This window comes from Pseudalkalibacillus sp. R45, from assembly GCF_052246725.1.
Taxonomy (GTDB): domain Bacteria; phylum Bacillota; class Bacilli; order Bacillales; family Fictibacillaceae; genus Pseudalkalibacillus.
On sequence record NZ_JBQQCL010000003.1, the window covers coordinates 1 to 15425 of the forward strand.

The following is a 15425-nucleotide window of genomic DNA, read 5'->3' on the forward strand; positions in this document are numbered from 1 at the left end:
TAAAATGCACGTACACACAACTCCTATCCCCACTCTTGTTTCTCGTCAATTCAAGTGTACAGGTTATAGGAGCTTGTGTGTTTTTTTACGTGAATTTTTCTCATACCCCAACAAATATTGTAGAGCCACAAAAAACGACCTCCGCTCCATCAATCATGGGAACGAAGGTCGTCTTTTTAATGGACCTTTTGGCATTCTGGACATGTTCCGTAAACTTCCATACGGTGATTCGCAACTTTGAAGCCTGTTACGTGCTTTGCGACATCCTCCACTTCATCAAGGCCTGGATAAGAGAAATCGACAATTTTGCCGCAGCTTTCACAGATGATGTGATAGTGGTCCGTCGTTACACAATCGAAACGGCTGGAAGAATCCCCGTAGGTCAGTTCTTTTACGAGTCCTGCACCCTTAAATACACGCAGGTTGTTGTATACAGTCGCTACACTCATATTAGGAAATTTGTCCTCTAATGCTTTATAAATCTCATCAGCAGTCGGATGAGACATTGTTTGGATTAAATACTCTAGAATCGCATGACGTTGTGGCGTAATGCGAACCCCCGCATCCTTCAACGTATCAACCGCTGTTTGCAATCGGTTTTCTTCTTGTGTCATCGTCATGCACCTCTCTTCCGAAAGACATTATTACTTTATAATATTTATAATTAGTGTACACGGAATTTGTGACAATTGTCAATTATAACCCTTATTTTACGCGGATTTACTCCTCTTCATGTAAGATTGGTTCCACTACATTCATTTTCTTATTCGTATACCGAGCTGCTACGAATAAGAAATCAGACAGCCGGTTCAGATAGGAAAGCACCAACGGATTGACTTTCTCAATTCCGACCGCCTGACGTTCTGCTCTCCTTACGACGGTTCTTGCTACATGAAAAGCTGAAGCGGCTTTTGAACCCCCTGGGAGCACGAATTGCTTCAACGGTGTCACTTCCTCATCCCACTGATCGATGGCTTGTTCAAGGTATGTGATATCACTCTCTTCCAGCGTCCATCCTACTTTTTTATCTACTGGAGTGGCTAACTCGGCTCCCACATGAAAAAGCACGGTCTGGACTCTGCGGACGACTTTTTCAAATTCCGCTTTCCATTCCCTGTTCTGGTCCTGTAAATGGCTTAATCCTAATCCTATCATTGAATTAGCTTCGTCACAGGTCCCATATGCTTCAACCCGAGGATCGTTCTTCCCGACACGATCGCCGTAAACGAGTGAGGTTGTGCCTTTATCACCAGATTTCGTATAAATCTTCATCAATCAATACCTCCTGCTGAGATCGATTTTATTTAGATACTCCCCTGCACCTTGTCGATAAACCTTAAGATTTTCTTCGAATTGATCAAAGGCGCGTCGCTGGTAAAGAGGCGTGATGCCTGAAAGGTGTGGCGTGATCGTTACATTCTCCAGTTCCCAAAGTACATTATCCTCCGGCAAGGGCTCTTTTTCCATCACATCAAGAACTGCATGTGCAATTTGATTTTCTTGGAGGGCTTGGATTAAACCTTGCTGATCAACTGTTGTCCCTCTCCCAATGTTTATGAATACGGCATGCTCCTGCATTGTTCCAAAATGTACCTTCTTTAAAAAGGCGTGTGTTTCATCGGTTTTCGGTAAGACAGATACAACGAAATCAGCTTTACGTAAAAGGGCATCCAGCTGACCGAAGGTGACCATTTCATCGAAGTGATCCACCGGGCGGCCGCTGCGGTTCAATCCAATCGTATTCATATTGAAGGCTTTTGCCAAACGTGCAATTTCAGAACCGATAGCACCTGCTCCCAAGACGCCAAGCGTTTGACCATATAATTCCCCGAATTGGAATTTACGTTCCCAAACTTTGTTCTTTTGATTTTCCTTGATTAACGGAAATTTACGAATCACTTGAAGCATCATACCGATTGTATATTCAGCCATGGGTATTTTATGAATGCCTCTTGCGTTTGTAACAAGTATGCCCTGTTCCTTAATCGCTTCGAACGGCATTTTATCAAGACCAGCTGACATGACATTGATCCATTTCAACTGTTTTGCTTGTTGAATGATTTCAGGTGTTAAATCTTCTCCATATGTAAGCAGAATATCTGCATCAGGCAAATACTCTTCCGCTTCCTTTATGTTTTGGCAGAACTGGAATTGGATATTTGGATATGTTTCCTTCATTTCGTCCTGGATGGAATAGCGTACTTTTGCTGAAGATACAATAAACATCACGATTACCTCCCTAGGTTTCTTACTTTTATTAAACAACAATTCAATCAGCATCGTCCAATCTTAAACAAAATTTTCTGACGATTTCATAATATACTGCTCGGTGAAGGTTGAGTCGCTAACTATTAATTAAGAAAAAAATGAGGCTGTGGGGCAGCCTCATTCCTGATTAAAGATTTTCTTTTATATATTCGAGTGCTTCTGTTACATGATCTTTTACTTTTACTTTACGCCACTCTTTCACAAGCTCGCCGTCCTTATTGATGATGAACGTGGAACGGACAATGCCCATGTATTCTTTACCGAAGTTCTTTTTCAATTGCCAAACATCATAGAGTTCAGCCACTTTGTGGTCTTCATCCGCAAGCAATAAGAATGGAAGATCATGCTTTTCGATGAATTTCTTATGGCGGTCGATTGGATCCGGGCTCACACCAAGGATCACCGTGTTTTGATCACTGAACTCACTGTGATGGTCTCTGAAATCGCAAGCTTCCGTTGTACATCCTGGTGTCATGTCTTTCGGATAGAAATATAATACAACATTTTTTCCTTTGAAATCTGTGAGACTGACCTTCTCACCATTATTCGCTTCTAAAGTAAATTCCGGTGCTTTTTCTCCTGTTTTGACAGACATGATTTGTACCCTCCTATTTTAAAACGTTCTATATTAAGGGTACCCAATAACTTGGAAGGAAACAACTAATCCGATTTCCACTCCGTATCCACGACAGTGGAAAGAACAAAGGCTGCCGGTAAAAGGTATCCGACCAATGCCTCAATGATTGAAATCCATCTGCCGATTCCAATCGGTGTGATATCCCCGTACCCTACGGAAAGGAGTGTGACCGCACTGAAGTAAGATACCACTTCAGTCAGTTCGGCATACGTTCCGTTTACAGGCGTACCACCTTCCATCAGAACTGGAACCCCAACCATCAAAAGACTGAAATAGATCGCACCGAATCCAACGATGATGATTGAATAGACGATGAATAAAGCCATCAGATCATCAAAAGAAATGAATTTACGTGATTTTTTATGTAAATGGCGAGGATGGCGAAAAAAGGACACCAGACTCTTTTGCACAATAATGAAGACCGAAACGAATACAAAGATCACAATAAGAAGATCCATCTTATCCACCTCTTCACATTCCTATGCTGGAAAATGGAAAGATAGGACAAGATGGACCGGAAATGCTAATGGCCGATTGCATCAATACGTTTGATTTGTTGGTCATCTGCTTCGATGATTCTAAAGGTTACATGTTCGAAAGTATATTCTTCGTCTATGGAAATGTCTGAGCTTTGTGTCAACAGCCAGCCACCGATCGTATCCAGCTCTGAGTCGTCGATCTCGATTTTGAAAAACTCATTGACGTCAGAAATCAGTGCTTTACCGTCAAGAATCGCGTGTTTACGGTCGAGTTTTTCAATCTGAGGCTTTTCCTCTGTATCGAATTCATCGCGGATTTCACCGACAATCTCTTCAATGATGTCTTCAACCGTGACGAGACCTGCAGTACCTCCGTATTCATCGACCAGTATCATCATATGCACCCGTTCCTTCTGCATGTGGACAAGCAATGTTTTGATCGGTGTTGTTTCAATCACCTTATGGACCGGTCGGATGAACTCGTTAAGCGGACGTTCTTCCTTCAATAACAAAGAGTTGAAGACTTCTTTTATATTAACGAGTCCGATGATGTGGTCTTTATCACCATCTGCGACAGGATACCGGGTGAACTTTTCATTACTCATGATTGAAATGTTCTCTTCCATCGGCTCATCAGTGAACATGCAGACCATCTCTGTCCGCGGCACCATGATCTCTTTGGCAGTCCGGTCATCGAATTCGAAAATTTTATTGACGTAATGAAGCTCTGACTTGTTGATTTCTCCACTTTTATAGCTTTCGGAAAGGATGATTCGCAGTTCCTCTTCTGAGTGGGCTACTTCATGCTCGTTTGCTTGTTTGAATCCAAGTAACCTTGTGAAGACTCGAGCCGATCCATTCAATGCCCAGATGAAGGGGTACATGATTTTATAGAACAGAATCAACGGTCTTGAGAGTAAGAGACTAATTCTTTCTGCTTTCTGAATTGCAATCGTCTTCGGTGCGAGTTCCCCCAGAACGACGTGTAAAAACGTGATCGCTGAAAACGCGATAATGAAGGAAAGCGTACTTGCAAGTGTTTCCGAAATCGCGAACTCTTCAAAAACCGGATGAAGGATCTGTTCAACTGTGGGTTCACCTAACCACCCGAGCCCCAGGGCGGTGATGGTGATCCCGAGCTGACACGCAGATAAATAGCCATCCAGATTGTCGAGCACTTTACGGGCAGCTACCGCTTTTTTGTTTCCATCCTCAACGAGCTTATCGATTTTAGTAGAACGTACTTTCACAATTGCAAATTCTGCTGCTACGAAAAAAGCCGTGAGCGCAATCAGAATGGCAACGGATAGGAGCTTAAAGATAACCACGGGTCGCCTTCACTAAATCGAAGGCTTCACCTCCATCCCTAGTTTATATTTTCTATCATTCCTCTGAACGGATAAAACATAACATACCTTTAACTTCCCGCTCCCCGGTATTTCGTAACCCCGATGTTCCATAAGAAAATGGCCAAAGTGAAAAAGAAAATACCCATGACAGGCGTCAAATACGCGTATCCATACCATTCTGTTTTATCAAGAAAAAATGCTGCAGGATAAACCCCGACAAACGCAAAAGGCAAAATCCATGTAAGTATATAGCGGATGATCTGATTATAAATATCAACCGGATACCGGCCGAAGTTCCCGATGTTGTACATCATCGGCATGATATCTGTACGACTGTCAGACCAGAAGCTGATCGTTGCCAGACTGATGAAGATACCTGCATAAACCAGCGCGCCTCCAATAACGAATAACAGGAATAAAAACGGGTCGTACCATGCGATCGTCATCCCAAGATTGCTCCCTGCATAAAACATGACAGCAAGACCTGTGATCACACCGAACATCGATTCCAATTCCATACGTTCAAGAATCACCTGAAACAGACTATGAATCGGCCGAGTCAGGATTCGATCGAGTTCACCTTTTACGATATAACGCTCATTAAAGTCCCAAATGTTGAAAAAGGTTGAGAAAAGCGCGAAAGGAACTAAGAAGAAACCATAAATAAAGATGATTTCGTCCTTACTCCAGCCGCTCAATAACTTGGTATGACCGAATACGACTAGTATGAAAATCAGGTTGACTGCCTGGAAAAGCAGGTCAGAGAGGATTTCCACTACCATATCTGAACGGTACGTGAGCCTTGTTTTCATGTATTGGCCGACATATTGGATAAAAATTGAAAGATAAGACATGACGGCTACCCTCCTTGTATGACCATTTGTTTTTTCGCTAGGACCCATAAGATCTGTAACGGTACAAGGAGCAATAAGCACCATAAGAACTGCATCATCAGAGCGTTCAAGACCTGCTGTCCGATGAACCCTTCAGAAAAGATCATGCTTGGAACATAGGAAATGTACATGAACGGGAACCATTCCATAGCGGATTGAGCCCATCCAGGATAGAAACTGATTGGCAGGATCAACCCCGAAAACAGATCAATGACCACTCTTTTTGCCCTCATCAACCCGTCATTGTTAAAGATGAAGAAAGTGAAAATGCCGGTCATCAAATTGATTTGTGTATTAATGATGAAACTGAATAAAATCGAAATCCCGAAATATCCCCAGGTAGCTAGATTTGCAGAAAATTGGAGCGGAAAAACGAGACTGACCAGGAACATACCCGGTACTGAGAAAAAGAGCAATCGGAAAATCCCTTCGCCAAGCGCCGCCATCGTCTTCATGTTGAGATAATGATAGGGTCGAATCAATTCGACAGCGACTTTCCCCTCTTTAATTTCTAGCGCGATTTCACGGTCGATATTGTTAAAATAAAACGCTCGAGCCATCCAGGCGACGGCTATGTAAGTGGTCATCTGTATGACTGACAATCCCTGGATGTCCTCTTTTCCGCCATATATGGCACTCCACAAAAAGTAATAAGCAGCAATGTTGATACTGTAAATAATGATCCCGCTGTAATAGTTCGTCCTATACGCCAGCATCATCAAAAACCGGATGCGGATCATTTCGATGTACTTACCCATGGATGATTCCCTCTTCGTAAATATTACGGATGATCTCTTCCGTTGAAGTCTCAAGGATTTTCAGGTCTAGAATCTCATGGTTGGCCACGACGTCACCGATGACTTGTGAAATGATATCTTCATCGTTCGTCACATTCACCGTCCAGCTGTTTTCATTTTCTCCAGGCTCCCAGACGACAAGCTGCTGACCAGTAGCATTGATCAGTTCATCTCTTGTTTTTGGGGTTTTAAAATGGAACTGGATCTGCTTCCCTTCTCCCCAGCTTGTTTTCAGCTGATTAAGCGCGCCATCATAAATGATTTTCCCCTCATCCAACATGACGACCCGTTCACAGAGAGCTTCGATATCGGACAAATCATGCGTTGTCAGCATCACTGTCGTGTTGTATTTTTTGTTCATCTCTTTAAGGAACTCACGGATCTTCAGCTTTACGAGCACATCGAGACCGATTGTCGGTTCATCTAAAAAAAGCAGCGGCGGATTGTGGATGAGCGCTGCTGCCAATTCACACCGCATCCGCTGACCGAGTGAAAGTTTACGCACAGGCTTGTCGAGCAGTGGTGCAATATCAAGCGCATCAATTACCATCCCCATATGGTTGCGGTAATCCCCATCTGAGACATTGTATACCTTTTTAAGCAGCCTGAAAGACTCTTGCACAGCGATATCCCACCAGAGCTGAGAACGCTGTCCGAATACGACACCGATCGTTTTTACGAATTTCTCCCGTTCCTTATGCGGGTTCATTCTGTTAATCAATACTTCCCCGGACGTGGGCGTGAGGATACCGGTAAGCATCTTGATCGTCGTTGACTTACCCGCTCCATTCTCCCCGATATAGCCGATCATCTCACCCGGTTTCACATCAAGTGAGATCGAATCGACCGCCCGATGGATTTTATAATTTCTCGTCAGAAGGTCACGGAAGGCACCTTTCAGACCAGATCTACTAGAATAAGATTTGAATTCCTTTGTTAAGTTTTCAACATGTATCATTGAATTCATCACCTGTTCCCCCTCTTCTTGCACCACTAACAGTTTATACAACCTCTACAACAAAACACAAATCCGCTGATTCATGATATAGTAGGCAGTGCCTGGCACGACAATTTACCCCTTGCGCCCCAACGGTTCCAAGATGGTGCCAGGCACCGAAGCAGAACCCTTGGGACTGTTGAGGTCTGAAATGGTGCCTGGCACCGAGGCAATTATTAATTCAAATGTAAGCCTAAATAATATTTGATACTTATAGGAGGTTCAGTGATGAATAAAGAGAATTCGGAGAGGTTGTATGAGGATGCACTTGAGCACATTGTTGGCGGAGTGAACAGTCCTTCACGTTCGTACAAAGCTGTCGGCGGCGGAGCTCCTGTGTTTATGGAGAAAGCGAAAGGCGCTCATTTTTGGGATGTGGACGGCAACAGATACATCGACTATCTTGCAGCTTATGGTCCGATCATTACAGGCCACGCCCACCCGCACATCACCAAAGCGATCACGCATGCAGCGGAAAACGGGGTCTTATATGGGACACCGACCATCCTTGAAAATCAATTCGCAAAAATGCTGAAAGAAGCAATTCCTTCCTTAGAAAAAGTCCGGTTTGTCAACTCCGGGACGGAAGCAGTCATGACGACAATCCGTGTCGCAAGAGCATATACCGGCCGTGACAAGATCATCAAATTTGCTGGCTGTTACCATGGACATTCCGACCTTGTCCTTGTTGCAGCTGGGTCCGGCCCATCCACTCTAGGCACACCAGATTCAGCAGGTGTTCCAAAGAGCATCGCGCAAGAAGTCATCACAGTTCCATTCAACGACATTGACTCCTTTAAAGAAGCGCTCGATAAATGGGGTCATGAAGTTGCAGGTATTCTCGTGGAACCGATCGTAGGAAACTTCGGCATTGTCGAACCGAGACCAGGTTTTTTAGAAGCAGTTAACGAAATCGCTCATGATGCCGGTTCGCTCGTCATCTATGATGAAGTAATCACTGCATTCCGTTTCATGTACGGCGGTGCCCAGAATCTATTGAATGTCGAACCGGATATGACCGCTCTTGGTAAAATCATTGGTGGCGGCCTTCCGATAGGAGCTTATGGTGGTAAGAAAGAGATCATGGAAAAGGTCGCACCCCTTGGCCCAGCCTATCAAGCTGGTACAATGGCTGGAAATCCTGCATCGATTTCAGCAGGAATTGCTTGTCTTGAAGTCTTGCAACAGGATGGTGTATACGAACATCTCGACACGCTTGCAGAAAAGCTAGAAGCTGGCATCCGAAAACTTGCAAAACAATATTCCGTACCTTTGTCACTCAATCGGTTGAAAGGCGCGCTCACCCTTTACTTTGGTTCAAAAAATGAAGTAACCAACTATGAACAAGCTGAGAAAAGTGATGGAGAACTATTTGCGAAGTTCTTTAAACTGATGCTTGAGCAAGGCATCAACCTGGCTCCTTCGAAATATGAAGCGTGGTTCCTGACGACTGAACATACAGATGAAGATATCCAAAACACATTGGAGGCCGTTGAAAAAGCCTTCCAAAAACTATAGGAAGTACTGAAATGGGGTTGGTCCACAATAGGTCAGCCTCATTTATATTTAAGGTGAAACCAACAGGCAGGAAAAACGAGTATATTTCCAAATTGTGCACAACACCTTATACATAAAAGGCATAACCTCATAAAAACAAGCATTAATACGAAAAACCTACATAATCATAGGGATGGATGCTTTCTTCTTTGTTTGTCAAAAGTAAGCTTACATTGCCTATTGCTTTCTTAAAGGTTTGGGTGTATAGTACGTTCATTATTAACAATGCTTTTAGAAAGGGTTTTGCTAAAACTATGAAATTCGGTGCTCGTATTTTAAAAACAGGAGTCGCGATTTCACTAGCATTATATATTACACATTGGTTGAACCTAGATTCAGCGGCCTTTGCTGCCATTGCAGCGATGTTCGCCATCCAGCCGACCATTTATCGTTCTTATCAGACAATCGTTGAACAAGTACAAGCGAATCTGATAGGTGCAACACTCGCGATCATAGCGGTGCAGACTCTGGGAAATGAACCGATCGTAATCGGACTGATCGGCGTCCTTGTCATCGCAATCAATATAAAATTGAAAATCGAAAGCACAATTCCGCTGGCGATCGTTACCGTCATCATCTTGATGGTTAACCCGGGGGACAATTACCTTACTTTTGCCATTACACGTTTTTCTGTAATCATGATTGGCGTTTTCTGCGCATTCCTGGTGAATTTGATTTTTCTTCCGCCAAAATATGAAACGCGTCTTTACCATAAAAACGTGAAGAATATGGAACAGATTGCACAGTGGATCCGGCTAGCTACACGAAATGATGCAGACCGTAAAATCTTAAAAGAAGATCTGACAAAAATTAACGAAAGTATGATAAAAGCAGATAACTATTACCTTATGTTCAAAGAAGAACGCAGTTATTTCAAAAGTTCTGACTATACGAAGAATCGCAGACTGGTATTGTTCAGGAATATGATCTCAACCACATACAAAGCGTTGGCGATTTTAAAAAGTCTTGATCAGCATGACCATAAAATATATCAGATGCCTGAAACTATCCAGAAATTGATTCAGGATCAGCTCGATCATTTGACGAATTATCACCAAAGGATATTAATGAAATATATCGGTAAAGTCCGTTATCACTCCCCTGATGAAGTCATCAATCAACTGGAGAATGATGAAAAAGAATTGACGGAGTATTTCATGAATCTCTATGATCATAAGCAAGTGGAACGGGAGCAATGGATGAACATATTCCCGCTCATTGGCTTGATCATTGATTACAACCATCACCTGATTCATTTGGATCGATTGGTCGAGAGCTTCCACACATACCATACTTCAGAAAACGAAGTGAAAATTTCAGACACCTACCCACAAGACGAATAATGGATAAAAGGCAAAGGGCTGATCCAAAAGTGTCCGACAGTTTTGGGTCAGTCTTTTTTATATAGAAAAATTAAGAGGACACCAGAGACCTTATTTCAATAAATCACCTATAAAAATGCTCTAAATAACACCGATAACGGAACAGGTGTCCTCTATTATTTGAGAACAACGCATTTTGTCACACATAAAGGAACAGATGTCCTCTAAAAATGTAAAAACGCAAGTGATTCCCCACTATTGGAACCACCTGCGTTTTAAATACAAATCTTAACTTTTCATTTTCGGATCTAACGCATCACGCAAGCCATCACCCATAAGGTTGAAGCCTAGAACAGTCAGCATGATCGCGAGACCAGGGAAAATCATTGTCCACGGTGCATCTGTAATGTAAGAACGTGCATCAGCAAGCATTGTTCCCCATTCCGGTGTTGGCGCTTTAGCACCTAACCCAAGGAATCCAAGCGCTGCCGTTTCAATAATCGCTGTTGCAATCAATAACGTGCCCTGTACGATTATTGGTGCTGTACTATTTGGAAGGATGTGTTGAAACAATATCCTCGAATCCTTCATTCCTACAGCTTTAGCAGCCATGATATATTCTTCTTCCTTTATACTTAACACTTTTGAACGAACCAATCGTCCGAAGTTCGGTACGTTGATTATCGCAATGGCTATCAGAGCATTTCGTAATGATGGCCCTAATACCGCTACGATTGCGATTGCCAACAAGATACTCGGAAATGCAAGCATGATATCGAAAATTCTTGAAATGATCGTATCTACCCATCTACCATAATAGCCTGCAATAATTCCTAAAGTGGAACCTATGATGATTGAACCTAATACAGCAAAGAATCCTACTGTAAGTGAAATTCTTGATCCATATATGATTCTACTAAGGACATCCCGACCAAAATCATCTGTTCCAAACCAATATTCTGAAGAAGGTGCTTCAAGCTTTGCATAGTTATCTGATGAAAGCTTTTGATCATTTATACCTTCAGGAGCGATGAGTGGCGCAAATACAGCTAAGAAGACAAAGAAACTTACCAGTCCCAGTCCTACTAGTGCCATTTTGTTTTTACGAAAACTCTTCCAGGCATCTCTCCATGGCGAAGCAGGCTTTTCTTCTTGCTGCTTTGGCTCGATTGGATTTTCGTTACGTGCTAGTTCCGCCATAATGTTCTCTCCTTTGAAAATAATAAGCATTCAAAAAGTCTTTACCGACTGAAGTTACCTCGTCTCTCCGCCGTTTATCATGCGGTGACTTTTTGACATTAATTATTATTGATATTTGATTCTAGGATCGATTGCCGCATATAAGAGATCAACTAGAAGATTAATCGTTACAAAAACTAAGGCAATGACAAGTATTCCGGATTGGATGACTGGATAATCGCGGAATCCGATTGCATCATAGATGTATCTTCCGATTCCAGGCCAACTGAAGATGGTTTCTGTAAGGATTGCTCCCCCTAATAACAGTCCCATCTGTAGACCAATTACCGTTAATACTGGAATGAAAGCATTTTTCAATGAGTGCTTGTAAACAACCCAGAACATCCGAAGTCCTTTTGCACGGGCTGTACGGATATAGTCAGAACGCATCACTTCCAACATACTTGAGCGAGTCATCCTTGCAATGATTGCCATTGGAATCGTTGCTAATGCAAGTCCCGGTAGAACTAAATGTTTCAAGACCGTCTGTAATTGATCGAAACGCCCTTGTATAATCGTATCGATGATGTACAAATTCGTGATTGAATCAACAGGATTCAATATACTCTCTCTGCCTGATGTAGGGAATATATTCCACTCGACAGCAAAAGCCCATTGTTCCATCAATCCAAGCCAGAAGATCGGCATGGAAACTCCGATAAGTGCAAGAAGCATTGCTACATAGTCGAACCAGGAGTTTTGGAACCATGCACTGATGATCCCTGCGTTTACTCCAATTACAACTGCGATAATCATTGCAAATAATGACAGTTCTAATGTTGCAGCAAAATAAGGCCATATCTCATCACTGATAGGTGCGTGAGTACGGATGGAGTTCCCTAGATCCCCAGTGAGCAGATCTTTCATATAAATGAAATATTGTGTGTACCATGGTTCATCCAAGCCTAAGGAGTCTCGTAATTGGGCTACTGCTTCCTTCGAAGCTTGTTGACCAAGAATAATTTGAGCTGGGTCCCCAGGAATCGCACGGATCAGAAAAAACACGATAAGTGACATTCCGATTAGAACAGGGATCAGCATTAAAATTCGTCGTATTGTGTACGCAAACACTTTTCTATCACCTCTTCAGCATACTGGCTTAATTTCGTAGGATCATAGCTGCTTATTCGCTAGATAAGCCAATGCTATGTAAACCGGTTTTGTTATAATACCTGTTAGCGAACAAGATAAATAATCACAATCCGGTCCACAGATCAGTACTGATTAATTGAATTTTTACTAAAAGAAAAGGGGAGCGTTAAACTCCCCCATCTCTTATTCGCTTAAAGAAACGTTTGTTAACTTGTCAGAACCAGTTGGATGTGGTTTGAAACCTTCTACATTCTTTAGTCCTGCAAGTGCTGGCTCAGAGTGTACAAGCGGTACCCAAGGTGCTTCTTCGTGGAGGATGACTTGCGCTTCTTTATAAAGCTCTGCACGCTTATCTTCATCCGGTGTTGATTGTGCTTCAACTAAGATATCGTGTAATTCATCGTTTGCGAAACGAGAATAGTTGTTAGAACCAATCGTATCTTTATCAAGTAACGTGTAAAGGAAGTTATCTGCGTCACCGTTGTCCCCTGTCCATCCTAGTAGGAACATAGGTGCTTCACCTTTTTGTACCTTTTCGAGGTAAGTACCCCACTCGTATGAAACGATTTCAGCTTCTACACCGATTTTAGCAAGGTTTGCTGCGATCGCTTCAGCAGCTTTCTTACCATCTGGCATATATGGACGCGGTACAGGCATTGCCCATATTTCAGTCTTGAATCCATCTGGATATCCAGCTTCAGCGAGTAATTCCTTCGCCTTATCAAGATCGAATTCGTATGGCTCTATTTCATCATTATATCCTTTGATAACAGGAGGCATAGGGTTCTTAGCTGGTTCAGCTTGTCCTTCATAGAACGCCTTGATCAATGCATCCTTATCAACTGCGTGGTTCAAAGCTTGACGTACTTTTTTGTTATTGAACGGTTCCATCTCAGTGTTAAATCCAAGGTAGCCAACGTTCATAGATGGTCGGAAGAAAGTCTGAAGTTCTTCTGCGTTTTTGATTTCTTCCACATCACTTGGGTTTACACCATCAATCAGGTGAACTTCACCTGTTTTCAATGCATTCAAACGATTTGAGTTATCAGGGATTGCACGGAAGATGACTTTATCAAGCTTTGGAAGTCCATCTCTCCAGAAGTCTTCATTCTTTTCTAAAGTAATGCGGTCATTACGCTTCCAACTTACAAATTTAAATGGACCAGTACCTACTGGCTCTGTTTCAAGTTTGTCGAATTCACCTGGTGCACCGATTGAAAACGGTGTCATCGCTAAGTTCTTCAAGAATGGTGCTTGAGGACGGTTCAATGTGAATACGACCGTATGCTCATCTTTCGCTTCTACGCTTTTAATGACATGTCCTTCGTCACCTTTGAACCCACCAAACATGGATGCATAGTAAGCAAATTTACCAGAATCCCCACTAGTCATCCAACGCTCGAAGTTTTTCACTACTGCTTCTGCGTTGAAGTCTTCACCATTATGGAACTTGACGCCTTCACGTAGTTTGAACGTATAAGTCAAACCATCTTCAGAAACTTCCCACTCTTTAGCAAGTGAAGGATTTACTTCTGTATCTTGCTCTCCATACTCTACTAACGTGTCATAGACATTTTTGATTACTTTGAATGATTCTCCATCTGTTACAGTCGCAGGGTCTAATCCAACAGAGTCACCACCACGTCCGAATATCAACGTTTGTTCTTTCTTATCGTCTCCACCATCTCCGCCAGAATCTGAGTTACATCCTGCCAGTGCTACTGACATGACCATGATAACGGCTAGTGCCCATAAAAATCCTTTTTTCATCAGGTACTCCCCCTCTTGAATGTTTTTATATGGACTTGTCATCTTCATATAGATGACAAGCTACATAATGATTTTCTTCTACTTCTTGGAACTTTGGAACAACCTTTTTACAGACATCCATTGCTTCGGGACATCTTGTGTGGAACGGACATCCTGCTGGCGGGTTCGATGGACTTGGCACATCTCCCTGCAGCATGACTCGATCTTTTTTATAATCTACATCAGGTATCGGTACAGCAGACAATAACGCCTGTGTATACGGATGCAACGGTTTTTTATATAGCTTTTCGCTATCTGCCAATTCAGCTATTTTCCCTAAATACATCACCCCAACTCTGTCGCTGATATGACGAACGACTCCAAGATCGTGGGCGATGAAGACATATGTCAGGTCAAATTCCCCTTGTAAATCTTGAAGTAGATTCAGTACCTGTGCTTGAACAGATACATCCAATGCTGATACAGGTTCATCCGCAATGATCAACTTCGGTTTTACGGCAAGTGCTCTCGCAACTCCGATCCGTTGACGCTGCCCTCCACTGAATTGGTGTGGGTACCGTTTTGCGTGGTAACCGCTCAACCCTACCGTTTCAAGAAGTTCACGTACACGTGCTTTGCGTTTTTTGCTGTCCTTCTCAATACCATGGACAATCATCGGTTCTTCGATGATTTTTTCGACTGTATGCCTTGGATTGAGTGATGCATATGGATCCTGAAAGACCATTTGCATATCTCTGCGGATCTTACGCATTTCTCCACTCGAAAGTTTCGTCAGTTCTTTTCCATTGAAACGAACCTCACCTTCTGTCGGTTCCAACAGCCTTAGGAGCATACGTCCTGTTGTAGATTTACCACATCCGCTTTCTCCGACCAATCCAAGCGTTTCACCTTCATTTACTGAAAATGATACACCATCTACCGCCTTTACAGATCCGATTTGTTTTCCGAACACGCCTCCGGTAATCGGAAAATGCTTCTTCAAGTCTTTAACTTCTAATAATGGCTGTGACATTTTTCGACCCCTT

Annotated in this window: 15 protein-coding genes; 2 read left to right on the forward strand and 13 right to left on the reverse strand. The window is 42.7% G+C overall.

Annotated features, from left to right (window positions below; genetic code table 11):
* Window positions 1–176 precede the first annotated feature (176 nt).
* The 9 genes from perR to ACTWQL_RS07665 all read right to left on the reverse strand — a co-directional run bounded on the left by perR (window position 177) and on the right by ACTWQL_RS07665 (window position 7390).
* Window positions 177–614, reverse strand: coding sequence for a peroxide-responsive transcriptional repressor PerR (gene perR, locus ACTWQL_RS07625; RefSeq protein ID WP_314728316.1), 438 nt, complete (start codon window positions 612–614; stop codon window positions 177–179).
* Window positions 615–720: 106 nt separating this feature from the next.
* Entirely contained in the window at window positions 721–1272 is a 552-nt protein-coding gene (locus tag ACTWQL_RS07630) for a cob(I)yrinic acid a,c-diamide adenosyltransferase (RefSeq protein WP_443141856.1), read from the reverse strand.
* A gap of 3 nt (window positions 1273–1275) precedes the next feature.
* Window positions 1276–2226, reverse strand: coding sequence for a D-2-hydroxyacid dehydrogenase (locus tag ACTWQL_RS07635; protein WP_443141857.1), 951 nt, complete (start codon window positions 2224–2226; stop codon window positions 1276–1278).
* A 169-nt stretch (window positions 2227–2395) separates the two neighbouring features.
* Window positions 2396–2863 (reverse strand): thioredoxin-dependent thiol peroxidase, encoded by a 468-nt coding sequence (bcp, locus tag ACTWQL_RS07640; RefSeq protein ID WP_443141858.1) that lies wholly within the window; start codon window positions 2861–2863, stop codon window positions 2396–2398.
* 65 nt (window positions 2864–2928) lie between these two features.
* Window positions 2929–3363 (reverse strand): ion channel, encoded by a 435-nt coding sequence (locus tag ACTWQL_RS07645; protein ID WP_443141859.1) that lies wholly within the window; start codon window positions 3361–3363, stop codon window positions 2929–2931.
* Window positions 3364–3428: 65 nt separating this feature from the next.
* Window positions 3429–4712: a hemolysin family protein gene (locus ACTWQL_RS07650; protein ID WP_443141860.1), complete on the reverse strand. Its 1284-nt coding sequence runs from the start codon at window positions 4710–4712 to the stop codon at window positions 3429–3431.
* An 89-nt stretch (window positions 4713–4801) separates the two neighbouring features.
* On the reverse strand, window positions 4802–5587 hold the full coding sequence (locus tag ACTWQL_RS07655; RefSeq protein ID WP_443141861.1) for an ABC transporter permease: 786 nt from the start codon (window positions 5585–5587) through the stop codon (window positions 4802–4804).
* 5 nt (window positions 5588–5592) lie between these two features.
* The gene (locus ACTWQL_RS07660) at window positions 5593–6384 is read right to left on the reverse strand and encodes an ABC transporter permease (protein ID WP_443141862.1); all 792 of its coding nucleotides are present in this window, start codon (window positions 6382–6384) and stop codon (window positions 5593–5595) included.
* A complete protein-coding gene (locus ACTWQL_RS07665; protein WP_443141863.1) occupies window positions 6377–7390 on the reverse strand; it encodes an ABC transporter ATP-binding protein in 1014 nt (337 codons plus the stop codon). The genes ACTWQL_RS07660 and ACTWQL_RS07665 overlap by 8 nt, the downstream gene beginning before the upstream one ends.
* Window positions 7391–7648: 258 nt before the next feature.
* Between ACTWQL_RS07665 and ACTWQL_RS07670 the strand changes: the two genes are divergently transcribed.
* Window positions 7649–8938 (forward strand): glutamate-1-semialdehyde 2,1-aminomutase, encoded by a 1290-nt coding sequence (locus ACTWQL_RS07670; RefSeq protein ID WP_443141864.1) that lies wholly within the window; start codon window positions 7649–7651, stop codon window positions 8936–8938.
* Between the two features lie 293 nt (window positions 8939–9231).
* Window positions 9232–10320, forward strand: coding sequence for an FUSC family protein (locus tag ACTWQL_RS07675; protein WP_443141865.1), 1089 nt, complete (start codon window positions 9232–9234; stop codon window positions 10318–10320).
* Window positions 10321–10587: 267 nt separating this feature from the next.
* Here ACTWQL_RS07675 and ACTWQL_RS07680 read toward each other — a convergent pair whose 3' ends face one another.
* The 4 genes from ACTWQL_RS07680 to ACTWQL_RS07695 form a co-directional block, all read right to left on the reverse strand.
* On the reverse strand, window positions 10588–11499 hold the full coding sequence (locus ACTWQL_RS07680; RefSeq protein WP_443141866.1) for an ABC transporter permease: 912 nt from the start codon (window positions 11497–11499) through the stop codon (window positions 10588–10590).
* A 105-nt stretch (window positions 11500–11604) separates the two neighbouring features.
* A complete protein-coding gene (locus ACTWQL_RS07685; RefSeq protein ID WP_443141867.1) occupies window positions 11605–12609 on the reverse strand; it encodes an ABC transporter permease in 1005 nt (334 codons plus the stop codon).
* Window positions 12610–12813: 204 nt separating this feature from the next.
* Window positions 12814–14400, reverse strand: coding sequence for an ABC transporter substrate-binding protein (locus ACTWQL_RS07690; protein ID WP_443141868.1), 1587 nt, complete (start codon window positions 14398–14400; stop codon window positions 12814–12816).
* Window positions 14401–14425: 25 nt separating this feature from the next.
* Entirely contained in the window at window positions 14426–15412 is a 987-nt protein-coding gene (locus ACTWQL_RS07695) for an ABC transporter ATP-binding protein (protein WP_443141869.1), read from the reverse strand.
* Between the last annotated feature and the right edge of the window lie 13 nt (window positions 15413–15425).